The organism is Aequorivita nionensis (genome assembly GCF_046352995.1).
Classification (GTDB): domain Bacteria; phylum Bacteroidota; class Bacteroidia; order Flavobacteriales; family Flavobacteriaceae; genus Aequorivita; species Aequorivita nionensis.
On record NZ_CP130281.1, the window covers coordinates 2705209 to 2728612 of the forward strand.

The 23404-nt window shown below is 35.9% G+C and carries 20 protein-coding genes; 14 read left to right on the forward strand and 6 right to left on the reverse strand.

Features of this window, described 5'->3' with window-relative positions:
• The first annotated feature begins 213 nt into the window (after positions 1-213).
• From Q2U82_RS12415 to Q2U82_RS12445, 7 genes are all read left to right on the forward strand, one after another.
• Positions 214-1272, forward strand: a complete 1059-nt coding sequence (locus tag Q2U82_RS12415; protein WP_410005176.1) for an NAD(P)-dependent alcohol dehydrogenase — start codon at positions 214-216, stop codon at positions 1270-1272.
• 293 nt (positions 1273-1565) lie between these two features.
• Positions 1566-3809 carry a tetratricopeptide repeat protein gene (locus tag Q2U82_RS12420; RefSeq protein ID WP_410005177.1) on the forward strand — a complete coding sequence of 748 codons (2244 nt, stop codon included), beginning with the start codon at positions 1566-1568 and terminating at the stop codon, positions 3807-3809.
• A gap of 43 nt (positions 3810-3852) precedes the next feature.
• Positions 3853-4524, forward strand: a complete 672-nt coding sequence (locus Q2U82_RS12425) for a response regulator (RefSeq protein ID WP_410005178.1) — start codon at positions 3853-3855, stop codon at positions 4522-4524.
• 162 nt (positions 4525-4686) lie between these two features.
• Positions 4687-5421, forward strand: a complete 735-nt coding sequence (locus Q2U82_RS12430) for a YoaK family protein (protein ID WP_410005179.1) — start codon at positions 4687-4689, stop codon at positions 5419-5421.
• A 529-nt stretch (positions 5422-5950) separates the two neighbouring features.
• Positions 5951-6325, forward strand: coding sequence for a GreA/GreB family elongation factor (locus Q2U82_RS12435; RefSeq protein ID WP_410005180.1), 375 nt, complete (start codon positions 5951-5953; stop codon positions 6323-6325).
• 311 nt (positions 6326-6636) lie between these two features.
• The gene (locus Q2U82_RS12440; protein ID WP_410005181.1) at positions 6637-7437 is read left to right on the forward strand and encodes a hypothetical protein; all 801 of its coding nucleotides are present in this window, start codon (positions 6637-6639) and stop codon (positions 7435-7437) included.
• 665 nt (positions 7438-8102) lie between these two features.
• Positions 8103-8534, forward strand: a complete 432-nt coding sequence (locus tag Q2U82_RS12445; RefSeq protein WP_410005182.1) for an N-acetyltransferase family protein — start codon at positions 8103-8105, stop codon at positions 8532-8534.
• A 56-nt stretch (positions 8535-8590) separates the two neighbouring features.
• On the opposite strand, the gene Q2U82_RS12450 is transcribed toward Q2U82_RS12445, so the two are convergent.
• From Q2U82_RS12450 to Q2U82_RS12465, 4 genes are all read right to left on the reverse strand, one after another.
• Positions 8591-8722, reverse strand: a complete 132-nt coding sequence (locus Q2U82_RS12450) for a hypothetical protein (RefSeq protein ID WP_410005183.1) — start codon at positions 8720-8722, stop codon at positions 8591-8593.
• A 209-nt stretch (positions 8723-8931) separates the two neighbouring features.
• Complete coding sequence (locus Q2U82_RS12455; RefSeq protein ID WP_410005184.1) at positions 8932-10656, reverse strand: serine/threonine protein kinase; 1725 nt, start codon at positions 10654-10656, stop codon at positions 8932-8934.
• Entirely contained in the window at positions 10656-11510 is an 855-nt protein-coding gene (locus Q2U82_RS12460; protein WP_410005185.1) for a PP2C family protein-serine/threonine phosphatase, read from the reverse strand. The genes Q2U82_RS12455 and Q2U82_RS12460 overlap by 1 nt, the downstream gene beginning before the upstream one ends.
• A 108-nt stretch (positions 11511-11618) precedes the next feature.
• Positions 11619-13289: a trypsin-like peptidase domain-containing protein gene (locus Q2U82_RS12465; RefSeq protein ID WP_410005186.1), complete on the reverse strand. Its 1671-nt coding sequence runs from the start codon at positions 13287-13289 to the stop codon at positions 11619-11621.
• A 252-nt stretch (positions 13290-13541) separates the two neighbouring features.
• On the opposite strand from Q2U82_RS12465, the gene Q2U82_RS12470 reads away from it, so the two are divergent.
• The 7 genes from Q2U82_RS12470 to Q2U82_RS12500 all read left to right on the forward strand — a co-directional run bounded on the left by Q2U82_RS12470 (position 13542) and on the right by Q2U82_RS12500 (position 21225).
• Entirely contained in the window at positions 13542-13979 is a 438-nt protein-coding gene (locus tag Q2U82_RS12470; RefSeq protein WP_410005187.1) for a VOC family protein, read from the forward strand.
• Between the two features lie 154 nt (positions 13980-14133).
• Entirely contained in the window at positions 14134-15819 is a 1686-nt protein-coding gene (locus Q2U82_RS12475; protein WP_410005188.1) for a flavin monoamine oxidase family protein, read from the forward strand.
• A gap of 110 nt (positions 15820-15929) precedes the next feature.
• Positions 15930-17243, forward strand: coding sequence for a DEAD/DEAH box helicase (locus Q2U82_RS12480; protein ID WP_410005189.1), 1314 nt, complete (start codon positions 15930-15932; stop codon positions 17241-17243).
• A 298-nt stretch (positions 17244-17541) separates the two neighbouring features.
• Positions 17542-18693 carry a fatty acid desaturase family protein gene (locus Q2U82_RS12485; protein WP_410005190.1) on the forward strand — a complete coding sequence of 384 codons (1152 nt, stop codon included), beginning with the start codon at positions 17542-17544 and terminating at the stop codon, positions 18691-18693.
• Between the two features lie 90 nt (positions 18694-18783).
• Entirely contained in the window at positions 18784-18975 is a 192-nt protein-coding gene (locus Q2U82_RS12490) for a cold-shock protein (protein ID WP_410007164.1), read from the forward strand.
• Between the two features lie 515 nt (positions 18976-19490).
• Positions 19491-19940: a KTSC domain-containing protein gene (locus tag Q2U82_RS12495; protein WP_410005191.1), complete on the forward strand. Its 450-nt coding sequence runs from the start codon at positions 19491-19493 to the stop codon at positions 19938-19940.
• Between the two features lie 424 nt (positions 19941-20364).
• Positions 20365-21225 (forward strand): YitT family protein, encoded by an 861-nt coding sequence (locus Q2U82_RS12500; RefSeq protein ID WP_410005192.1) that lies wholly within the window; start codon positions 20365-20367, stop codon positions 21223-21225.
• An 83-nt stretch (positions 21226-21308) separates the two neighbouring features.
• Here the strand turns inward: Q2U82_RS12500 and Q2U82_RS12505 are convergent, their stop codons facing one another.
• Together Q2U82_RS12505 and Q2U82_RS12510 are read right to left on the reverse strand one after the other, a co-directional pair.
• The gene (locus tag Q2U82_RS12505) at positions 21309-22664 is read right to left on the reverse strand and encodes a hypothetical protein (protein WP_410005193.1); all 1356 of its coding nucleotides are present in this window, start codon (positions 22662-22664) and stop codon (positions 21309-21311) included.
• Between the two features lie 174 nt (positions 22665-22838).
• Positions 22839-23273 carry a hypothetical protein gene (locus tag Q2U82_RS12510; protein WP_410005194.1) on the reverse strand — a complete coding sequence of 145 codons (435 nt, stop codon included), beginning with the start codon at positions 23271-23273 and terminating at the stop codon, positions 22839-22841.
• Between the last annotated feature and the right edge of the window lie 131 nt (positions 23274-23404).

Below are 23404 nucleotides of genomic sequence, written 5' to 3' on the forward strand. Positions count from 1 at the left end.
TTTATATTTAGGAAGACGAATGAAAAACTATTTTACTTTAAATAAAACGATTAAATTAATCTTTTGCTTTAACAATAAGCAATTTATCCTACTCACTATTAACAAAGCCTTAACCCGATACACTTACCACTATAATTACCTTTACGTAATTCAAAAATCTACTGGAAGACTCTTTTTCAGTAAAATTCATTCTTATTAAAATCAAAATATTCAATGGCAACAACAAAAACAAAAGCCTACGGCGTAGAAAGCGAAAAAGACAACCTAAAACCAATGGAAATAGAGCGTAGAGACGTTGGCGATGATGATGTAAAAATAAAAATTACTTATTGTGGTGTATGCCATAGCGATATTCATACTGCTCGAAACGAGTGGGGTGGCTCAAAATATCCTGTAGTTCCTGGTCACGAAATAATTGGTCACGTTACCGCTGTTGGTAAAAATGTAAAAAACTTCAAAGAAGGAGACGTAGTAGGGGTAGGCTGTTTGGTAGATTCCTGTCAGGAATGTCCCCAATGTAAAAACGATTTGGAACAGTTTTGTGAGAAAGGTGCAACCTTTACTTATAATAGCGATGATAAACACTTAAAAGGAAAACAAACTTTTGGAGGTTATTCCACGAGTGTAGTTGTAGATAAAGAGTTTGTTCTAAAAATCCCAAAAAACTTGGACGAAGCTGGCGCAGCTCCTTTATTATGCGCCGGTATCACTACTTGGTCTCCTCTTAGTCATTGGAAAATTAAAAAAGGCGATAAAGTTGGCGTAGTTGGGCTTGGGGGCTTGGGCCATATGGGGGTTAAATTTGCAAACGCTTTGGGTGCGCATGTTGTAATGATTACTACTTCACCATCTAAAGCTGACGATGCGAAAAAGCTTGGCGCCCACGAAGTGCTTATCAGCAAAAACGAAGCAGAAATGGCAAAACACCAAGGCACCTTCGACTTTATACTAAATACCATTCCAGTAGGCCACAAGATGGATCCATACATTGGTCTTTTAAAGATTGACGCCACAATGGTGCTTGTGGGTGCAGTAGAACCTTTAGAGCCCTTCCATGGCGGCGGGATCATTATGGGGAGAAAGCGTATTGCCGGCTCGTTAATTGGCGGTATAAAGGAAACCCAGGAAATGCTTGACTTCTGTGGGAAGCACAATATAGTTTCAGATATTGAACTTATCAATATGAAAGACATCAATGAAGCCTATGACCGTGTAGTTAAGGCAGATGTGAAATATCGCTTTGTTATTGATATGGCTTCGCTTGGCGATTAGCGATTAGCAATTAGCGATTAACAAGATTGAATTTTTTAGAATGTGATTCCTATTTAGGGGTCGCATTTTTTAATTTAGATGTTTTAGTGATAATTGTGGAACATCGGAATACCTAAAGTAGATACATTTATAAAAAAAGCTATTTGCTTAAAACAGAATCATATAACTGCTTTTAAAAATATTCTTAAGGCATCAAATACTTAGCGATTTCCGTTTTTCAATGTTTTGTTTATTTTTATATTCTTAAAATAACTATATTTCCTCAACATTATACTTAATAACGGCAACCTATAGTGATATTTCCTCAAACCAAAAAAATCCCCACGACTTCAAGTTTTTTCAAATATTCAAAATCATTACTATTACTTCTTGCATTTTTAGTAGTTCGTGTAGGATTTGCACAGTCTAAAATAGATAGTATATCCCAACAAATTGAAAGAGAGAACTCTTCTTCAGAAATAGCACACTTACAATTAAAGCGCGCCTTGTTATTTAATTTGAAAGAACGGGAAAAGGCAAGCAATGATATAGATGAAGCTTTTGAATATTTTAGTAACAATGGAGACAAAAAGGGGGAAGTAGATTGTTATATTTCCTATGGAAATTTACATTTTCAACATAGAGAACCTATAAAAGCTGCCCATTTTGATTCATTGGCAATTAAGTTGGCTGATGAAATTTCTTATAAAAAAGGAAAAGCAGTGGCTATAGGAAATTTAGCTAGAGAATTTATAAACACAGGAAATTTTATAAATGCTGAAACTCATCTACAGCAAGCCATTGTAGATGAAGAAAGCTTTAAACCGCAGGACAGGGAGCGCCTGGCAGAACTATATAACCGTTTTAGTATTTTACATGCGAGACGTGGTGACCATTTAAAAAGCTTGTCATTTATTGAAAAAGCAATGGAATATTCCAAAGGCATTAATGATAACTTATTGCTTTCCCGCATCTACATTAATTATGCAAACTCACTGTCTCGTTTATCCAGGTTTGATGAAGCTGTTAAAATCCATTTTAAGGTAATCCGCCTTTGCGAACAGACACAAGATACAATTGGTTTGCAGAAAGCTTATAACAATTTGGGAATTGCCTTTAGAAACGGCGGTGAATTTGACAAGGCAATTGCATATTACAGAAAAAGTTTTGAGCTCGGCAAAAAATCTAATGACTATAAGACCATGGGGCTCAGTGTTGTTAATATGGCAACTGTTTACAGCGAGAAGCAAGAATTTGATGGAATGGACACACTGTATAGTCAAGGAATTCAATATTTTGAAAAGGCTTCAGATTTAGGTGGTATAGCTTTCGCAAACCATAATTATGGAAACTTTCTAGTTATCAAGAAAGACTATGCTGAAGCAGACAAACATTTACAGAAAGCCTATGAATTGAGAAAACAAATAGGGGCAGATCTTATGGCGGCAAGCTCTTTATCCGTTTTGGGAAAATCAGCTATTGAGCAAAAGAAATGGAAAAAAGCTGAAGAATATTTGTTGGCTGCTGAACCTATTTATCAAGGCAAGAACCACAATGATAGAAACTTAAAAGAGCTTTATGGCTATTTAAAAGAGCTGTACATTCAAGAAGCCAATTTTGAAAAAGCACTTAATTATCAAACACAAGAGCTAGAGTTAGAGAAAACACTTTTCACAGAAAACGAAAAGATAAACTCTCTAAAAACTGAGGCTGCCTATGAAATGGAAAAACAAGATATGGAAATGGCCCTTGAAAGAGAAAAACAGGAACTTGCCAGACAACGAATCTTGTTAATTGGTGGAGGTATTGTGCTGGTTCTCATTTTAATCTCTTTTACCCTATGGCTGCGCAGAAGACAATTAAAGGAACGCCACCAGGCACAGATTATAAACTTAGATCAACAGCATCGATTGGATTTATCAAAATCATTAAAAAATTCAGAACAGCAGGAACGCAAAAAAATCGCCCATAAACTTCACGACGAAGCAGGCTCCATGCTCTCCATTGCCATATTGAACCTAAAACAATTGCAGGCTGATGTTTTTAAAACGGAGCGTAATGCCGCACAAAAACTGGAAACCACCCAAAAACTTTTGGTTGATATTAGCGATAGCGTTCGGAACATAAGCCATACATTAATGCCCGTTGCTCTTGACAAATATGGTTTAAAAGCTGCCATCCATGATTTAGTGAACGCCGTGAACACTTCCCAAAAACTAAAAGTGGAAGAAGTTCTGGAAGGTCTTGATGACACAAGCAGTTGGAGTGAGGATTTTAACCTTACCATATACCGTATTGTGCAAGAAGTGATGAACAACATCATTAAGCATGCGCAGGCAACAAATGTGTTATTGCAAGTGGTGGAATTAGAAGATTCGGTAACAATTTATATTGAAGACAACGGAAAAGGTATGGATGAAACCGCGACGAAGAACGGTATGGGTTTAAAAATGCTGAAAAGCAATATAGAATATTTAAATGGAACGATTGAAATAAATGGAAAAGCGAATACAGGCACCTTCATACTGGCTGAACTTCCCATTGAAAAAGCAAACTAAAAAATAATTGGACAACCTAACTATAACATAAAATCAAAATATTTTGACCCAAGAAGACCTCACTTCCCCCACAAATAAAATAAGAGTAATTATTGCAGACGACCACCCACTCATCATAAAAGGAATTTCTGAAATTCTAGAAAAAAACGAACGCTTTAATATCATGGCTACATATAACGATGGTATTGCATTAATGCAATCCACCTCATTGCCAGATACGGATATATTGTTGTTAGATTTAAATATGCCAAACAAAGATGGCTTACAGGTTTTAGAAGAAGTCAAAGCAATGAACCTCAATCTAAAAATCTTGGTGCTTACTTCCTATTTTTCAAAGGAGCTTGCAGAGCAATGCCTAAAAGCGGGTGCCAATGGCTATATTTTGAAATCAGACAATCTAGATATATTGGCAGATAATATTATGGAGGTTTTTGACGGAAAAAACGTTTTCCCAGACTTTTCTGTTAAAGCAGAAGAAGAGGCAAACGAGTTTACTTTTTTGGACGAATTTCTAAAAAAATACAACCTTACCAAACGCGAGGCTGAGGTAATACAAATGGTTTGCAAAGGCTATAGTTCTAATGAAATTGCAGATAAGCTTTTTCTTTCCAGCTTTACGGTTCAAACCCACAGGCGTAATATTTTCAGAAAACTAAATATTGAAGGCAATACTATTGCACTTTATAAATTTGCATCCGAACACGGTTTACTTTAACCATCAGCTTAATTTTCCAAAGCACCCTACCCATATTTACATCTAATAATAGGGGTAAGTATTTAATTATTTTAGCATAGTAAAAAAATTGCTCAAGCTGTTTTTTAAATACCTTTGGAGTAATAGTTGCATTGCTACTGCTTATCATTTAAATAAAGTTAAATGTTTAGACATCAGGGAAAAGCGAGAACATTTAAGCATAATCTTCAAATAGCTACTGTTTTATCATTTGTAGCTGGAATTGTAAACGTAACCGGTTTCTTGGCCATTCAACAACTCACTACCAATGTTACTGGTCATTTTGCCCTTTTGATCTTCGATTTTGAAAACTTTCAGTTTTGGACGGGTATAACATACCTGCTCTACATTCTTTCATTTCTCTTTGGTTCTTTTGTTTCTGGTTTTATGATAGAAAAATATAAAACGAACAAACGCCTCAACGTTTTTGTTTTGCCAACCTTAGTAGAGGTTTTTATGTTAGTGGCGGTTACAATATTTTACAATCTTACAGCTGTTAACTATCCACATATAATAGCTTGTTCCTTACTTTTTGCAATGGGATTGCAAAACTCCTTTGTCACCAAGATTTCAAATGCAGTGGTCCGCACCACACACTTAACTGGGCTTTTCACAGATTTGGGTATAGAACTTTCACAATTGTTTTTCCCAGAGATGCACCCGCATAAGCACAAAACGCTTGCCACCATCAAACTTCGAATATATATCATTTTGTTTTTCTTCCTTGGTGGAATTACAGCCGGATTTCTTTATTCAGGATTAAACTTTAAAGCCAATACCTTATTATTGGCAGCCTTAATATTGTTAGGAAGTCTCTTTTATGACGATTTTAGATTCCAATTAATCAGGGCGAAAAGAAAACGTAAACAGGCCAGGTAACTTCCTGTCACCTCAGTAACCTAACAAATGTTACACTGAGCGCAGTCAATGTGCAATGCAAGACCTTTTTGCTCCGAAGCTTTAGCATTGAAGAAACTATTAATAAAAACCTGTGCGTAGGCTTTGGTTTGTTGAAGTTTGGCATCTATAGAGCTTTTGTTTTTAATACACCTTAATGGCTTTATATTGTAAATATTGAATATAATCATTATCTTTGTAACTCGTTAATTTTTAATACAAATGGCAGTAGTTCACTTTCTTTATACTAAAAAAAATCCTTCAGGATTAGCGCTGTCTTTATCTTACCTACATGACGATATTTTTCTAAAAAATTCAAAAGAGTTTATTTATTAATCCCTGTTACGACTCAGAACAGGGCTACTCTTTATTATTCTCAAATTTTAATCTTTTTTCTTCTTAACACTACTGTTAGCATTCAAAAACAGGAGCTCAATATATTGCGCACTATTTTGAATGATTGAGTCAACAACTACATAATATTAAGAAGGAAATTCAAAAACAAAATAGTATGTCAAAAAATGTAATATTAACAACCGGAATATATGATATGATTAAAGATCATGTTCGAAGAAAAAAAGTAACCGCAGCAGAAGAAGAACTTTTACTTTTAGAATTAAAAAGCGCCGAACAAGTACTAAGGCGAGACTTACCAGATAACATTGTTACGGTAAACAAACGTGTGAAAATTAAAGACCATACCCAAAACAAAGAAAAAGAATATATGTTTGTGGCAACTTCTAAAAAAAACAACAAAAAAGGAAAGCTATCTATTTTATGTGATGTTGCCGTTGCCACAGTTGGTAGAGAGGTAGGCGATATAATAAATTGGCCTTTTAGGAATGGGGAAAGAAAACTGGAAATTTTAGGGGTTGAAAATATCTAACCCTCAATAACAAAAAAGAGTCTTTGTATAAATTAAACAAAGGCTCTTTTTTTTAGTGCATTTAATATACCTACAAGCCAAATCCCAAATCTCAATACTCAATGTCCAATATCCAAGAAGACATAACTCCCGAGCCACGAGTCAAAAGCCAAAAGCCAGAGTCAATGTTTCCCCACTCACCAATATTCACTATAATTAAAAAGATTACATTTGAAGTAGAACCCGCCCATTAGGTGGATAGAAAAAAAACTTAAGGCGCCACCCTAGACCATAAATAATCTGGCATTATTCAAAATTTTAATCTATTTAATATGAAGAAAGTAATAGGGATTTTAATTTTAGTATTTCTGAGCTGTGAAAAAGACGAGGGACAAAATTGGGAGGACAACAGGAGTAAATTCTTGGTAGACAAAATCTTTGATAATCACGATAATTTAATAGCAGAATATTTTTATGATACTGATAACAAGCTTATAAAAAAGGTTGTGACTGATAATCCTGGGGTATATAGAAGATGGGTTGATGAGTTTGAATATGAAGATGGGCGAGTATCAAAAATAATTCATGACGATCAAACATTTGATTTCGACTATGATATTTTAGTATTCTACAATACAGAAGGACAATTAGTTAGAAGCGAAATCAAAGTACATGATATAATAATTGAGTATTCAATTTTTCATTATGATGAGGAGCGGGTTAAAAGTGTTTTTTTTCAGGATGAGCTTGTATCCGTGGAATCCAACATTGAATATGACAATAATGGGAATGCCATCAAACATATTCATGTTTACCCTAAAATGGACCCTTTTGGGTTTCCAATTCCGGGGGAATTTATAGAAGTTGAAAAAAATTATGAATACGATAATAGACCGAAACCAAATTTTGGTCTTGACTATCTTTTTGCTTATAACCCTTTGCCCTACAATGAGTCTGGGGAATTAGAACGCGGGCTTTCCCAGAACAATATGAAAAGGGCAAATTACGAAACAACTACATGGATTTATACTTATAACGAATTTGGTTTACCAGAGACCATTGAAACTAGATGGGATGATATTCCGCTAGAGGAACCTTCCGTTATAAAATTGTCTTATCTTAAAGTGGAGTAAAAAATGATAAAAAAGGCAGGCAACCAGTCTATTGTATAGTTCTTTAATATCCTCATTAGCGCTTACGCCCCGCCTCTGTAGATACAGTCGAAGGATCAAAACACAAGGCCAAGATGTAGTTGTTTCTTTTGGCAACCCGCGCATCAGTTCTTTCCCTCTGCAGGAATACCCGATTTCGGAGCCAACATTTCCCCGAAAGGGGCCTAGGATACCTTTATTGTACGATCCCATATTTGAAATAATTTAGTTAGACATTATTTAAAAGCGTCACGGCCAAAGTCCTGAGCGTAGTCGAACCCCCTTAGTTAGCAGGAAAAATGAAATTTTTATATAAACAGTAACAAGGAGAAATAAACGAATAGAACTTTAAAACTGGAAAGTATGAAAAAATTCATAAACAGAAAACTTGGAAAACGGCTGTTTACAGTCACGTTGCTGCTAGGTATAATAACCTCGTTGTATGGTTATTACGGAATTAATTATAACAAGGATATTTTCACAAACAAAAAAATTTATGATGAAATGGCTGGTATAATTCCTATATTGATATTGGCCTCTTCATTTTTTTGTTTCTTACTGCTATAATAATAAGGCTATTTACAAAAAACACACCTCGCTGATCTGAAAGTTTATCTGGGCAATTAAAAAAATTAAATTCATATAAAATGATTTTCAGAGAAGCAAAACCAGAAGATATTACGCAGATTCAAATAGTAAGAAACGCGGTAACCGAAAACGCACTATCCAATCCTGCTTTAGTAACAGACGCAGATTGTTTGGAATTTATAACAAACAGGGGAAAAGGATGGGTTTGTGAAATAAATAAGCAGATTGTTGGCTTTTCAATAGCCGACTTAAAAGAAAACAATATTTGGGCGCTATTTGTCCATCCAAATTTTGACAAACGCGGAATAGGAAGAAAATTACATGACCTAATTGTGGATTGGTATTTTGGGCAAACCCAAAAAACCGTGTGGTTAGGAACAGCGCCAAACACTAGGGCAGAAAGTTTTTATAGAAAAGCCGGCTGGCAAGAAATAGGAACCCACGGAGAAGGCGAAATTAAATTTGAAATGACTTTCGACAATTGGAAATAATATGCTAATCGTACTTAAGCATTATTGTGAAAGTTTTAAATATATTGATGAGTGATTTATTCTTCTTCACTGTCCTCGTCAATCTTCCCAGACCTTTTATCTTTTCTGTATTCCCTTTCCTGAGCAGAGTTATTCTTTTCAGGATCGATAGGACTTTCTTTTGGTCTTTGTTTCTCTTTCTTCGCCATAATTTCTTTCTTTAAAGTTATAATACCTTAAAATTAGGCTATTTCAAAAGTTTATAGATTGGGTTTATCAAAAGTTTAATAATCTTGCGCAAATAAGAAAAAAGTTAATTTTAATAGTGCTTATTTCTTTTTAATGGCGCTATTTGTTAAGCAAAATCATAATTTTGGATATATTTAGAAACAAGAAACAAGAAACAAGAGCCAGCAGCTTATTCCACCCTTCCTCGTTGCAGTATGGCTTCAAAAGTCTCTCCCGGCCTATAATGTACCGCCGTTCCCGGCTCATCAGCAAACAAACGAAACCGTTTCGACTTTAATTTTACAAAACTACCGTCAACTGCTTCCACTCGAAAAATAACGAAGCCAATCAAAGCTTTCTTTCTACTGTTTGATGGCACGCAGTCCACAATCTTTCCCGTAACGGTTGCGCCTTTACGAATAATAACTCTGTTGTCTGCAATCACATCTTCATTACAATTTAACCGAATTGTCTTTCCGTCACGTTCCTTTTCTTCAGAACTTAAATCTTCTTGTAAGGTTACAAGAATTGCTTTTCCGGCAGGAACCTCAGCAGGGGTTTGTGGAACCCTACGTTCCATGTTTTTAGTTTCACTCTCCTTATTTTGTTTGACTGTATTCAGTTCTTTACTTTCAGTTCTGTCGTTTACAATAGTTTTTACCTTGTTGCTCTTCTCTTTGGGTTTGGATTTTTCCTTTGGGGAATCAGCAATACGTTTATACATCTCGCTTGGCGACTCATCAAAATTACCTGTAGTATTTACTACGGTTTCCTGTGGTATCTCCTCCACAGGATCTGACCAGCCAGAAGCGATGGTGGTTTCTGGTATCTCTTCTGTGTTGTTGCTATCAGACCCTTCATTCCAAAGCAATAGGATGGCACATAAAAGTATAGATGCACCAAGAATAAGTATGGGTCTATTAATTTTATTAAAATTGGGAACTTTGAAATTTGCTGCAGTTGGAACCCTGAATCTTCCCGAAATCGATTTTGCGCGTGACAAAATATTGCTTACAGAGATGATTTCATTTCCCTTTTCCGGCACTGTAAAAACTTGTGATGCTTTAAGCACTTTAGTAAGTGTGGTCTGATCTAAAAGCGCCCCATCCAAACATTTCTCAATAGCAGATTTCATTTCTCGGGCCGTCTTATATCTTCTGTCTGGATTGCGCTGAAGTGCTTTGAAGATTATTTTCTCAAGTGAATCTGGAACAGTTGGGTTTTCACGTATTATTGATTCCGGCTGCTTCTCCAGTTTGTCCTTCATCAATCGATAATCAGTGTCACTATGAAAAGGTGTGGTGCCGCATAGCATTTCATACAGAATATTGCCCACTGCATAGATGTCAGTTCGTTCGTCACCTTCGTGGCCTTGTATTTGTTCTGGAGCCATATATTCCAGCGTTCCAACAGATTTGCCATGACTGGTAATGCGTTGCGCATTGCGCATTCTCGCAATGCCAAAGTCCATTATCTTAACCTCTCCATCTTCATTAATCATCACATTGGCAGGTTTAACATCGCGGTGAATAATACCTTTGCGGTGCGCGTGGTACAGCCCATCCAGTAGTTGCACAGCAATACTGGCAGCGAGCTGATATGTAATTTTTTTATGGACAGCAAGCCAGTCTTCCAGCGTTTTACCTTCCACGTATTCCATAATCATCCAATAGGTGTCCTCCTTAGGAATGAAAGAATAAAGATGGGTTACGTTTGGGTGATTTAGTTTGGCTAATGCATGGGCTTCTGCCTGAAAGCGTTCTCCTAAGCTCTCTTCTTCTGATCCTGAATTCCGATGAAGTTGTTTTATGGCTACTAATCTGTCAATCATGGTATCTTTTGCCAGATAAACCATTCCCATTCCGCCTTCGCCAAGCTTTTGAATAATTTCATATTGGCTACCTTGTCCGCTCATTATAGTATATTTTGTTCTTTTGTCATTTTAGGTGTCGATTGAACGCCTGTTGAAAAAGTAATCAACAAAGCCGAAAAGTTGTCAGAGACCTTGCGAGCTGTTGCTGTTGCACTTAAACATTCCAACGCAAACTCAGGCCGTTTCATTAAAAGTAATTCTTCAATATCTTCGTCGCTGAGAGCATCATAAACCCCATCAGAGCAAAGAAACAAACGATCGCCTTCCAGTATCTCCCATCCATCAGCCAGAATTTGAGGTTGTATTGTTGGGGTAGTGCCTAGTGCCTGCAAGAGGACGTTTTTCATTGGATGCTTGTCCCTTTCTTGTTCTGTAATCTCACCACTTTCATACATTTGGTTCACTAAGGTGTGGTCTTTACTTAGCTGCATTAGGCTACCATTCCGTAACAAATAAACACGGCTATCACCAATATGCCCTATATAACAAACATTTTTATGAATAATCACCGAAGTGGCCGTGGTGCCCATTCCTTTTTGTTCAGAATTTGAATTACCAGCTGCAACAATCGTTTCGTGCGCCTCCGTATATGCTTTATGAAGCAGTTTGCCAGGAGATTGCTGTTTCCATTTTTTCAGACAATAGTCAAGTAAAAGATCACATGCCATCTTGCTTGCCACTTCGCCCGCATTGTGTCCTCCCATACCATCAGCAACTACAGCAATAAGATTATGGTTGTCATTTTCTGGAAATGAAAAAGCGATGGAGTCTTCATTGTGGTCGCGTACTGGTCCAGTTTCTGAAACTGCATATACTTCACAAAAAATACCTTTACTGCTACGACTGCTCTTCGTTGAATCTACAGTTTTATTGTTATTTGAAAATAAAAACCTCATACTTAATATTGTTAATTGTTATGTTGCTGTCTTCCACCAGTTTTTTTAAAAAATCTGGTGGAAATAGTGACAGTAATCATAAAAAAATCGGTTAGTTTAAAATGATTGTTATTTAATTACTTGCTGGCGCCCCATTAATTCCATTACATATTTAATAGGAACGGCAAAACTAATTGAGGTGCCGGGTACCCATTTACCTGCGCTATACACACCCACTACGCGACCCTTTTCATCAAACATAGGCCCGCCACTATTACCACCGCCGGTAGAATTGATCGTAAGTTGATAATAATCACCGAAGGTGGATTGGTAATCATCAATCTTGCTATTTTTTTCAGAACCACGCACCATTCTTCCAACGTTTCCATTGCTAACTGTGGGAACGGGAACAGATGTGATTTCTGCATTGGTGTTAAATACATCTTGAGAACGCTTTAGAACCAATTGCACGGGTGCAATACCGGGGTATCCCATCACAATTGCTGGATCGCCCGGCTGAATTTCATCATAACTATCATAAAGATCAACTTTTGGTAGAGCTTCAGGCAAATCAATTTTAATCATCGCTACATCATGGGTAGACGAGATACGGACAATCTTTGCAGGAGTTCTTTGTGAGTTATTGGCAAAGGTTACGTCAAGATACGTATTCACACCTGTGTATCTTTTATCGTTGCCAGGAACCCAGTCGCCAACCATTTCTTGAGTAACGGTTTTATCCCAAGCCGGTGCATATTGCCCATTCTGATTAGGCTCTACAAGCACCCCAGGAAAAGCATATTGCTGAAAATTAAACCTAGTAAGCCAATTAGAAGCCACGTGTCTATTTGTAGCAACAAAACCCCGTTCGTCCACAACAAAGCCACTGCCACTGCCTGCACTGGCAATTAGATCAAGTTCTATGCCCTGCGCATTACCAAGTGCCTTGAGATAATCGCCCTTTGTTACTAACAAAGGCACAATTGCTCCCTGCTCATTTTGACTATAGGCAGCACGATATCCAATAATTTGTTTATCCTGAAAAACAGGATAATACACATGATACATCTCCTCACTGGATGCTGTATTTGTAAGTTTCCAGGCCATCTCTATATATACCACTTTTTCTTGGTTAGCCTTGGCTATTTCGGTGGGGGTAAAGGTTGTTTTAGGATCAGTCACATGAACAATTTCCTTTACCTTCTGATTTTTAAACAATATATAACCGCCTGTTGAAGCAAGCAGTAAGATTGCAATTACTGTAATTATAAGTCCAGTCTTACTTTTCTTTTCAGATTCACGAATCATATGCTGCATAGTATTCTTGCCGATACCTTCTTTTACTGGTGGAGTTTTCTCTGAAGTGGCTTTTGGCAAATCAGTAGCTGTATGTATTTTCGTTTCTTTTGCCACGATTGGATCGATGACACGGGTCTTTTTGATATGAGATTGCGGACGCGGATCAAGATCAAACTCAAAGGAAGGACCGTCTTTCCCAAGCTTTACAATGTCACCGGCAAAAAGTTCGGTTCTACCGGTAGTGAGCACATCATTTACATATGTTCCGTTTTTGCTCTGGCTGTCATAAATAAAAAAACGCTCAGAATTTGTGCTATCCTGAATTATGCGACAATGATCACGACTGATAGTATCTTCCTTAACAGGATCAAAGCTTACATTGTTTTCCAATCCACGACCTATACGAATTTCAGGATTGTTTTCAACTGAAAATTTTTCTACTTGCCCTTTTTTGGAGCCTGTGATGTGACGAATTAACAAGGAAATTTTTTGCTCGTTCATTATGTTAGTTTTAATTGGTTAAAAAGAAATTAGTTAAAAGTTGATAATGATGTTTAACTATTATCGCCTTATAATCATATATCGGAGAAATGCAAAATTGTCATCATATCCAATCGATAATCTTGAAAAAATTTTAAGAAACAAGAACCAAGAAACACAGAAACGGTAATCTATTTTGATTTATATTTGATACTACACTTTGAACTAGTCATTTAGAATAAAATTTAGGAAATCAACTTAAAAACACACGGTATGGCACTTATCAATCCTCATATCAACTTCAACGGCAATGCCGAAGAAGCCTTCAATTTTTATAGATCTGTATTTGGTGGAACATTCGCTATGATTATGCGTTTGAAGGATATGTCAAGTCCGGAATTTCCCGTGCCAGAAATTGATGCAAACAAAATAATGCACATTGCATTGCCTATTGGCAAGAATGTATTGATGGGCAATGACGTTCCAGAAAGTATGGGCAAAGTAAATGAAAACGAAAACAGGTCTAAAATTTCAATTAGTGCGGAAAGTCGTGAAGAAGCGGATAAATTATTTAACGGCCTTTCAGCTGGCGGAACTATTGAAGTGCCAATTGCTGATAGTCCTTGGGGGTCTTATTTTGGGATGTTTAGAGACAAATTCGGTATTGAATGGATGGTGGATTTTGACCCAAAACACAATGGAAAAGTATAGGCAGTAGACAACAAGCGCGCGCAAAACTTAACATCAAAAAAACCTTTATCAAGATTAATGTTAAACAATATATATTTTTAATTGCCAACCAAGGTTTTATGCTCCCTGATTAAAGATGACTGAAACTGTTTTAACAAACTCTAAAAGATAACCCATGAGAAAAGCAAAAAGTAATCTTTTAAGAAAGCTATTTGATAACTTAAATAAAGAGGTTAAGGAATACAATGTCTCAAACAATACTGCTGCAAATATGTACAGTAGAAGAAAGTTTATTGGCGATACAACCAAAGGAGCGATTGGGGTAGGAATAGCAATGAGCTTACCTTCTTTAATTGTTTCCTGTAAAAATGAAACTAATGAAAAAAAACCTATCAAAATAGGTGTTGAAACAATTGATGATGTTGTGTTGGATATTGCCATTCTTGGCGGAGGAATCGCGGGTTTAAATTGTGCCAATCATTTATTGAACTCAAATCTAAACTTCAAAGTATTTGAAGGCAGTAGGAGGCTAGGGGGCAGAATCCTTACCCATTATAACGATTCGCTTGGGTTGGGTATTTTCCCAGAGTTTGGTGGCGACTTTATAGATTCCAATCATGAAGATATGCTTGCGCTAGCCAAGGAATTCAACCTTGAGTTTATTGATTTGGTGAAGGAACAAGAATCAAAAAAACTCATCAAAGATGTTTATTATTTTGATGGTAGGCTAATTTCAGAAGAGGAAATAATAGAAGAATTCAAAAAAATCACAAAAAAAATAACAATAGATAAAAATTCACTTGGCGAAAACTATGACACCCCAGAAGCCGAAGCTTTGGATAATATTGCACTAAGTGATTATATAGAATCTTTAGACTGTGCAAAATGGCTGAAAGAGCTTTTTAATGCAGCCTTTATAGCTGAATACGGCTTGGATTGCTCTGAACAATCTACCTTGAATTTTCTGGATATGATCGACACTGATACTAGGGAAGGATTTAAGGTTTTTGGCGAAAGTGATGAACGTTTCAGAATTCACGGAGGAAACTCAAAAATCATCGAGGGTTTAGTTGCTAAAATTGGAGAAGATAAAATAGAAAAAAACTATGAAGTTTCAGAAATCAATGAAACGGAAAATGGCATTTACCAAATTAAGTTTTCCAATAATAAAGAAGTTTTAACAAAAAAGATTGTTTGCACAATTCCGTTTACTTTATTGCGTAAAATAAAATTGAACCTTAAAAATATTTCAACCGAAAAAAAAAGATGTATTGATGAGTTGGGTTACGGCATGAATACAAAGTTGGTGTTGGGTTATACAGGAACACCTTGGTCAGAAAAGCCAAATAATGCAATGGGTTATCTATTCCATAAAGATATTGTAAATGGTTGGGACAGCAGTTATAACAGAACCCCAGACAACAACAATGGAGCTTATGTTTGCTATTTTGGGGGTGCTTATGCGCTAAATCTTGATAAAGAATCATTTAAAAATAAGATGGCGCCGCCCACCCACAGTTGGAAAACCGAATTGCCACAAAAGACAGTCACTAACTTTGTAAATGAATTGGACAAAGTATTTATAGGCTCAAAAGACAAATTTTTAGACAAGCACGTATTCGTAAATTGGATTGATTATCCCTATGCAAAAGGAAGTTATTCCTGTTATAAAGTAGGGCAATGGTCAACCATTTCTGGATTAGAGATGGAGCCCGTTGGGAATTTCTATTTTGCAGGGGAACATTGCAGTGTAGATTTTCAGGGCTTTATGAATGGCGCTGCCGAAACCGGAAGGACCGTTGCAGAAAACCTTATGCAAATAACTACTAAAATCCAAGCGCCTTCAAGTGTAAATAGTTAATAGTTGTTTGCAAGCTGAACATATAATATTTCTATTTCCGAAAGAGAAGAAGTGTTCACAAAGAATTCACCACCACAAATCTAAGGCGGGCAAAATAAACAAACCACATAATGGCAAACGAAATAAAAAACCAACAGGATATACTGGTAAAGCTGAACATAGCAGCTTTAAACCCTATGCAAAAGGAAGCCATTACAGTTATTGAAAAAACAGCAAATACCATATTGTTATCGCCTACTGGCACTGGGAAAACATTGGCTTTTTTGTTACCCATAATTAAAAATTTAAATATAGATAACCCCGAGGTACAAGCTTTGATAGTTGTTCCCACGCGCGAACTTGCCATACAGATTGAACAAGTAGTTCGGAATATGGGTTCAGGCTTTAAGGTGAATGCAGTTTATGGCGGTAGAGCCAAGAGCAAGGATAAAATAGAATTGAAACATATACCTGCAATTTTGGTTGGTACACCGGGTAGAATCCTGGATCATTTTGACGATGACCGATTTTCAAAAGCCAGTATCAACACCTTAGTTCTGGATGAATATGATAAATCACTAGAGATAGGTTTTGAAAGCGAAATGATTGAAATATTAGATTCATTACCTGCTGTAAGTAAGCGAATATTAACATCTGCTACACAGGGAGTTAAAATTCCAAATTTCGTGAAATTCAACAAGCCAATTGTGTTAGATTATTTATTAGAAAAGGTTGACCCAAAACTGACTGTAAAAACAGTAATCTCAGATGATAAAAACAAACTGGGTACATTATTACAGCTTTTGCGTCACTTAGGAAATCAACCCGGGATCATCTTTTGCAACTTTAGGGACAGTATTGAAGTGCTAAGTAATTTTCTAAATGAAAACAATATAAGTCATAGTTGCTTTTCGGGAGGAATGGAGCAAAAAGACAGGGAAAGGGCGCTTATAAAATTTAGAAATGGCACTAGTCAAATATTGGTTGCCACCGATCTTGCCGCTAGAGGTATTGACATTCCCGAATTAAAATTTATCATTCATTATGAACTGCCGCATTCGGCTGTAGAATTTACACATAGAAATGGAAGAACTGCACGGGTTAACGAAAAAGGGACTGCCTATGTGCTGAAATGGAAAAATCAGCTATTACCAGAGTTTATTGAAAAAAAGGAACCCGTAGAAATTCCAAAAGCAGCTTCACAAGTAGCCGAATTATGGGAAACGCTATTTATTTCGGGCGGAAGGAAAGATAAAATTTCCAAAGGCGATATTGCTGGGCTATTTATTAAACAGGGAAATATAACTAATGAACAATTGGGTGCTATAGAGTTAAAACAGGATTGTGCGTTTGTGGCTGTTCCGTTAGCACTTGCAAATCAGTTGGTAAGCACGTTGAACAACAGTCGCCTTAAAAAGAAGAAGGTGAGAATCTATATTCTTTAATCAATCTATCTTCTGATTATTTGTTGAAAATCAATAGTTTAACATATTATAGGGGCGAGAATGGTTATTTAAAGTTACATTTGCCTAATAAACGATTTAGTAAGCTTATCTTTTTTTAATCTCCACCAAATTTTAAATAATTCTTCGCTTTCTACTATACTTTAATAGTCGTAGTGCAACAGGCGTTTTATGGCAAAAACTAGCAGGATTAATAACAATAGTTCTCTCCAAAAGTTTTCTTCATAAGCAATTCGCTAAACACAGCGCCATTCTTTAACCAATGTTAAACCCTATGTTTTTGGGACCTATTCTTGGTTTGGGCATGTTAGCAATTGAACAAATGAGTAAAAACATCCATAACCCAAGATTTTCGAGAGAAATAAATTCCACCTTTTCTAAAACATTGCGGAGCAAGGTAAACGCCTATTTTAAAACCAATGCCATCAGCAGAAATGCCAATGCAAATATGGTAACGAAAACTGTCGTTATGCTTTCCTTCTTTTTTGTGCCAATCATTCTACTATCTTCGGGCTTAATTACTTCAGTATGGGCCCTGTTCACAGCCTATTTGGTAGCAGGGTTTGGGATGTCTGGAATAGGGATGGGCATTATGCACGATGCTATTCACGGGTCTTATTCCAGAAACAAAAACGTAAATACCATCTTGGGGTACACCTTTAACCTTATAGGCGCGAATGATGCGGTATGGAAAGTGCAGCACAATGTTTTGCACCATAGTTTCACAAACATAGAACATGCAGATGATGATATTAACGCGCCGTTCTTTTTAAGGTTTTCGCCCCATGCAAAGCACTATTGGCTCCATCGGTTTCAACATATTTATATATGGTTTTTTTACGGAATATCCACCATATCATGGATTACCACAAAAGATTTTGTGCGCCTTACACGCTATAAAAACATGGGGTTCTTTAATAAAAAACACGAATTCAAAAAGGTGCTGGGCTCTATGATAGGGTGGAAGCTATTGTATTATACATACGCATTGGCATTACCAATGATTATAGTGCCACAAGCTTGGTGGCTAATATTGCTGGCCTTTCTTAGTATGCATTTTGTTACCGGACTTTTGGTGAGTACGGTTTTTCAAGTAGCCCATATTATGCCTGAAAATGAATTTCCACTTCCCGATAAAGAAGGAGATATGAGTGACGACTGGTATAGTCATCAATTTAACACAACCACTAATTTTTCACCCAAAAGTAAATTTTTATCTTGGATGATAGGAGGGTTGAATTATCAAGTGGAGCATCACGTTTTGCCAGATGTATGCCATATACATTATAAAAAATTAACCAAAATTGTAGCCGAAACTGCCGAGGAATACGGTATGGAATATCACGTAAAGAAAAATTTTGGCCTTGCAATAATGACCCATATTAAAATGCTTCGATTATTGGGTAAAAAGCAAACCGTTATTGGACAATAAAGAACAAACAATAAATTATCAATTTAAAAACTAAAAACAATGTTTAAAGGATTTATAAATAAATTAATGAATACTAAAAAAGTAAATGTAATGAAAGAAGGTACAGTAAAATTTTTCAATGAGGCCAAAGGTTTTGGCTTTATAAAAGTAAAAGACTCGGAACAAGATATTTTTGTCCACTCAACCAATCTAATTGACAACATTCGTGAGGATGATAAAGTACAGTTTGATGTGGAACAAGGAGACAAAGGTCTTAGCGCTGTAAAAGTAAGATTGCTATAACGGTCTTAAAGCAAACAATGAAAGAAACCATCTTAACTGATGGTTTCTTTATATATATCAAAATGCATTTAGGGAAACTAACATATGATTGGGCAAATGGCTGAAAAAAAAGATTTTGACTTCACATTTACCACCATGATGAAATATTTTGCTTGAGTATGAGGCATTAAGCAGATTATAGCGGTGCAAAATATGATAGAGATTTCTTCATGGCTTTGGAAGAAGCCAAAAACAAAAACATATTTTCATAGCCGATAGCCTAAATATTAAAAAGGAATCAAATTACTGGATATAGCTTTAATGATTGAACAATTTCCAAGCTCTTGGCCTCCCTATGGCCCTGAAATAGTAATACGCAACCCAGAAGCTCATTTTAAACTTATATCACAAAACAGGATAGGTTAGACTATATCAAAACCATTGCCACTTTAAAAAATTACTCGCTATTAAAGTGAAACAAATACATTTTCTTCGATATTAAACACTACTTTCGCGGCCGCTAAAGAAATAAGTAAATGAAACGCATCAACGAATACAAAAAACTTTTTGGGATTGAAAAGGAAATAGAGCTAAAAGCCTTAAAAACAAGTTACCGTAACTTGGTTAAAGAGTGGCATCCAGATAAGTTCCAAGATGGAGATGCACTGAGGGAAGAAGCCGAAGTGAATAGCCGGAAGATTATTGATGGTTACCATTTTCTAGTAAGTATTGCCCCAGAAACAAAAGCGGCAAACCTGGAAGAATACACAGAGACTATTAATAACTCAGGCATTGCCGATTTTCAACACAAAGGAATGTTGCTTGAAATTACCTATTTGGACGGCAATACCTATGAATATTTTGGTGTTAGCAGACAAGTTTATATAAAAATGGTAAACAGTGATAAACTGAACCGTTTTGCAAAACGTACTATTTATCCAAATTATCTTTACAGAAAATCTAAACGAACCCTTGAATATGCTTAAAATATCAAAATGATATTTAAAATAGGTTAAGCTCAATAAGTTAAATTTTAAAATGGAAAAAATCAAAAATTTTTCCCAAAACAACAAGCAGTCTTAAAAATATTGTCATAGATTTGCACCTATAATTATGAAAAACTTTCGCTCAAATAACATTTGTAAGATGCACAGAGAAATCTCTGGGGTATAGGGCGATTATATATAAATTATAAAAAGCGTTCCTCCCCAAAGAGGAACGCTTTTTTCGTTTAAAAACTATTGAAAATGACAAATCCATCACATTCCAACTTTAATAAATGCAATATGATTAAGCGTATTCGCAAGCACATACCCATACCTCAAAGTGAATAATAAAAACATAAAGACAGTTTTAAAATCCCTTTGATAAAGACAAAATCAAAGGGATTTTTTTATACCACAATTTAAAATGAAAAGAGTTTTCGCCATCAAATTAGAAAAGCAAATTGTGCTTACCGAGCTTAAAAGTTATACATATGTATTTCTGGGTTCTTTGCTATTATCAATAGCCTATGCCTTACTCATCATTCCACATCATATAGTGCCCGGTGGCATCTTGGGCTTAAGTATTGTCATCAAAGAATTGACAGGTTTTTCCGTAGGATGGATAGCTTTATTGATAAATATTCCGCTGCTATTGTGGGGCACCAAGGTTTTGGGAGCCAAAACAGGAGTCAAGACCTTGTTTTCAATGGTGTTGGTTTCTTTTTATATAGACCTAATAACTTCCCTAACAGCAGGAAGGGTCTTTATTAATGATGTATTAATGTCATCCGTGTTTGGTGGGGTAATCATTGGCGTTGCAGTAGCTATTGTGATGAACGCTGGCGCCACCACGGGAGGGAATGATATTTTAGTGCGAATTCTTTCTACAAAAATAAGATTGCCTTACAATCAGCTTATCTTGATTGTGGATGGTATCGTAATTTTGTTGGGAACACTTGCATTTGCTGATTTTACGATGGCAGCTTATAGCATTGTGGCCATAGTTGCTATCAGTAAAACGATTGAATATTTTATGAAGAAATCTGTCCAAAATAAAACTATTTTGGTCTTTTCAGATAAAAACCTTTTGATCCAGGAAGAAATCCTCTTAAACAGAAAAAATACGGATGGTATTTTAAAATTGATTCATCACGATAGTAATGAAAAGATGATTCTAGTAACAAAAAATACTAAGAAACTTGATGTGGTGAAGGATATTATTTATAAAATTGACCCAAAAGCATATATAACTGTTTTGGAGTCTAACAGTCTTGGTACTAGTTAATAATTTGAAAGCCACTTTCTTATATATACAAGAAAGCGGCTTTCGCTAATTCAGATAGTTAGTCTGGTTATTTGGTTATGTTTTTAATCAGTTGTGAAGGTTCCTGCAATAACCCCTGAAAATTTCATATTATAGCTTGTCCCGGCACTGCCATTAATTGCTATTACAACATCCTCAAAAGTTATGGTGCAAGTTTTATTTACAGCATCATAATTACTGATATTTATATTTCCAGATTGAGGAAAATCATTATTACTATACGGAATTCCATTAACTCCGTAATCTACTTCAATTCCAATAGGGGCGAGCTCTTGGCTTGATGACCACCATTTTACTTCATAATCACCGTTGGCAATTCCGTATCGCACATATAGTCTGATTCTTGTATCACTATATCCTGAAGGAGGTGTATTTGAAGAATATCTATCTCCAATTACAATTCCAGTGAAATTATCACCTTGAATTGTAGTATCATACATTTTGAAAACAGTAGGATCTATAAAAGGAAGAATACCATTATCACCAGCCGGAAGTTGGCTATTTGCGAAATCTATTTCAACAGTATCTGTTGTAATAAGTATTGGGTCTTGGTTACCTCCACCATTACCGTTACATTCTGGGCCAGCGTTTTCAAGACAAATAGCCATTCTAGATCCGCCGTCTGGAGAAATGAACTCCCCACTTTCCGTTTCGCCATTTTCCCATTCCACAAAATATGAGTATTGGGTGTTTTTGGCTAAAATAAATGTTGCTGTATTGCAATCTTCAAAGGTTATGTAATTACCGTCCTGTCCTAATAGCCTAACGGTATGACAATTTATATGTGACTCTTCGTTTTCTACATCGCGAGGGGTGCTTAGAAAACCTTCGTAAACAGAAGCACATAGTCCGCCGTTAGATTCATAATGAGCATTTAAACCACTCAAGACAGTATTATTTATAGTGATCGTCGCATTACAGCTTTCGTTATGTGTAAAATATACAGATGATTTTGATTTGCTATCATGGTATGCTTGGTTGCTTTCAGGAATAGTCATACTTGTTCCAGAAATAGTAATGGGATTTCCATCAATATAAGTACCAGTAACAGAAAAATCGTAACCTTCTGAGGTTTTAGAAAGAGTTCCTATTAAATCTGAAGTATCGCTAAACAATCCATACGCATAGTTTACCGATAATCTTAAAGTACCATCAATAGACTCTAAGTTACCTTCAAGGCTTCCTGAAATTAAATTAAGTGAAAATGTACCGTCAGTAGAGGTTCTAAAAATTCCTTCCAATGAATTGTAGATACCATCAGCATCCATCTCTCCATTAAAGTCGCCTTCATAATTTTCTATTTCTGTGCTTGTATTACCACCGTCGCCATCATCTTTTTTGCAGGAAAAAAGAGTGATGCTTGTAAAAAATAGAAGTGCAATCAATTTTGTTGATCTCATAAGTTGTTTCTTTTAAAAGATTTAAATTTTGGTTAAATAATTAATTGAAACAAAACTATTGGCTAGCCATGCTTTATGAAATACTTAATAAAGGGTATTTTTTTTGGAAAAAGAATTCCTCTTCAGCTATAAAGCTAAAGAGGAATTTTTTAAAGATTTTTTACTTTTTAAAAACTAGCTAAGCCAACCATTTTTAGCGGCGCCTTTGCTGTAGAAATATTCAAATATTGCAATAGCAATAACTATAAGAGGCATAAGCAGTGATTGGGGACCCATTTTCTCAACAATATCCATTGCGAACATCCAGTACAATTGCAGTACCAGCACAGCAATTAGGGAAAGCATAAACACACCTACTGCCGATTTTTTTCGCATCAGTAGCAACAGACTTGCCAATAGCCCAGTAATAACTGCAAGACCATACAAGTACATATTCCAAGCGGGCGCATTGGCCATAATCTCTACTTGCTCCGGAGGAAGGGAGTCTCTTATTTCGTCGGTCATTAGGAAATATTCATAAAGCCACATATAAACGCCTATAATATTCCATAAAAGTGCGAGCACGGCAATGATCCAAAAGGCCGTGTTTGGTTTTGGTGTAGTAGTCATATTAAATTGGTTTTAAGGTTGTTGCCATAAATGTAGGCAATTTTATTTACTCTATCAATCGCTAATTATGCTTCCGTATTTATTCATTGCTAATTGTTCATTGTATATTTACTTTTCTAAAAACAAAAAAC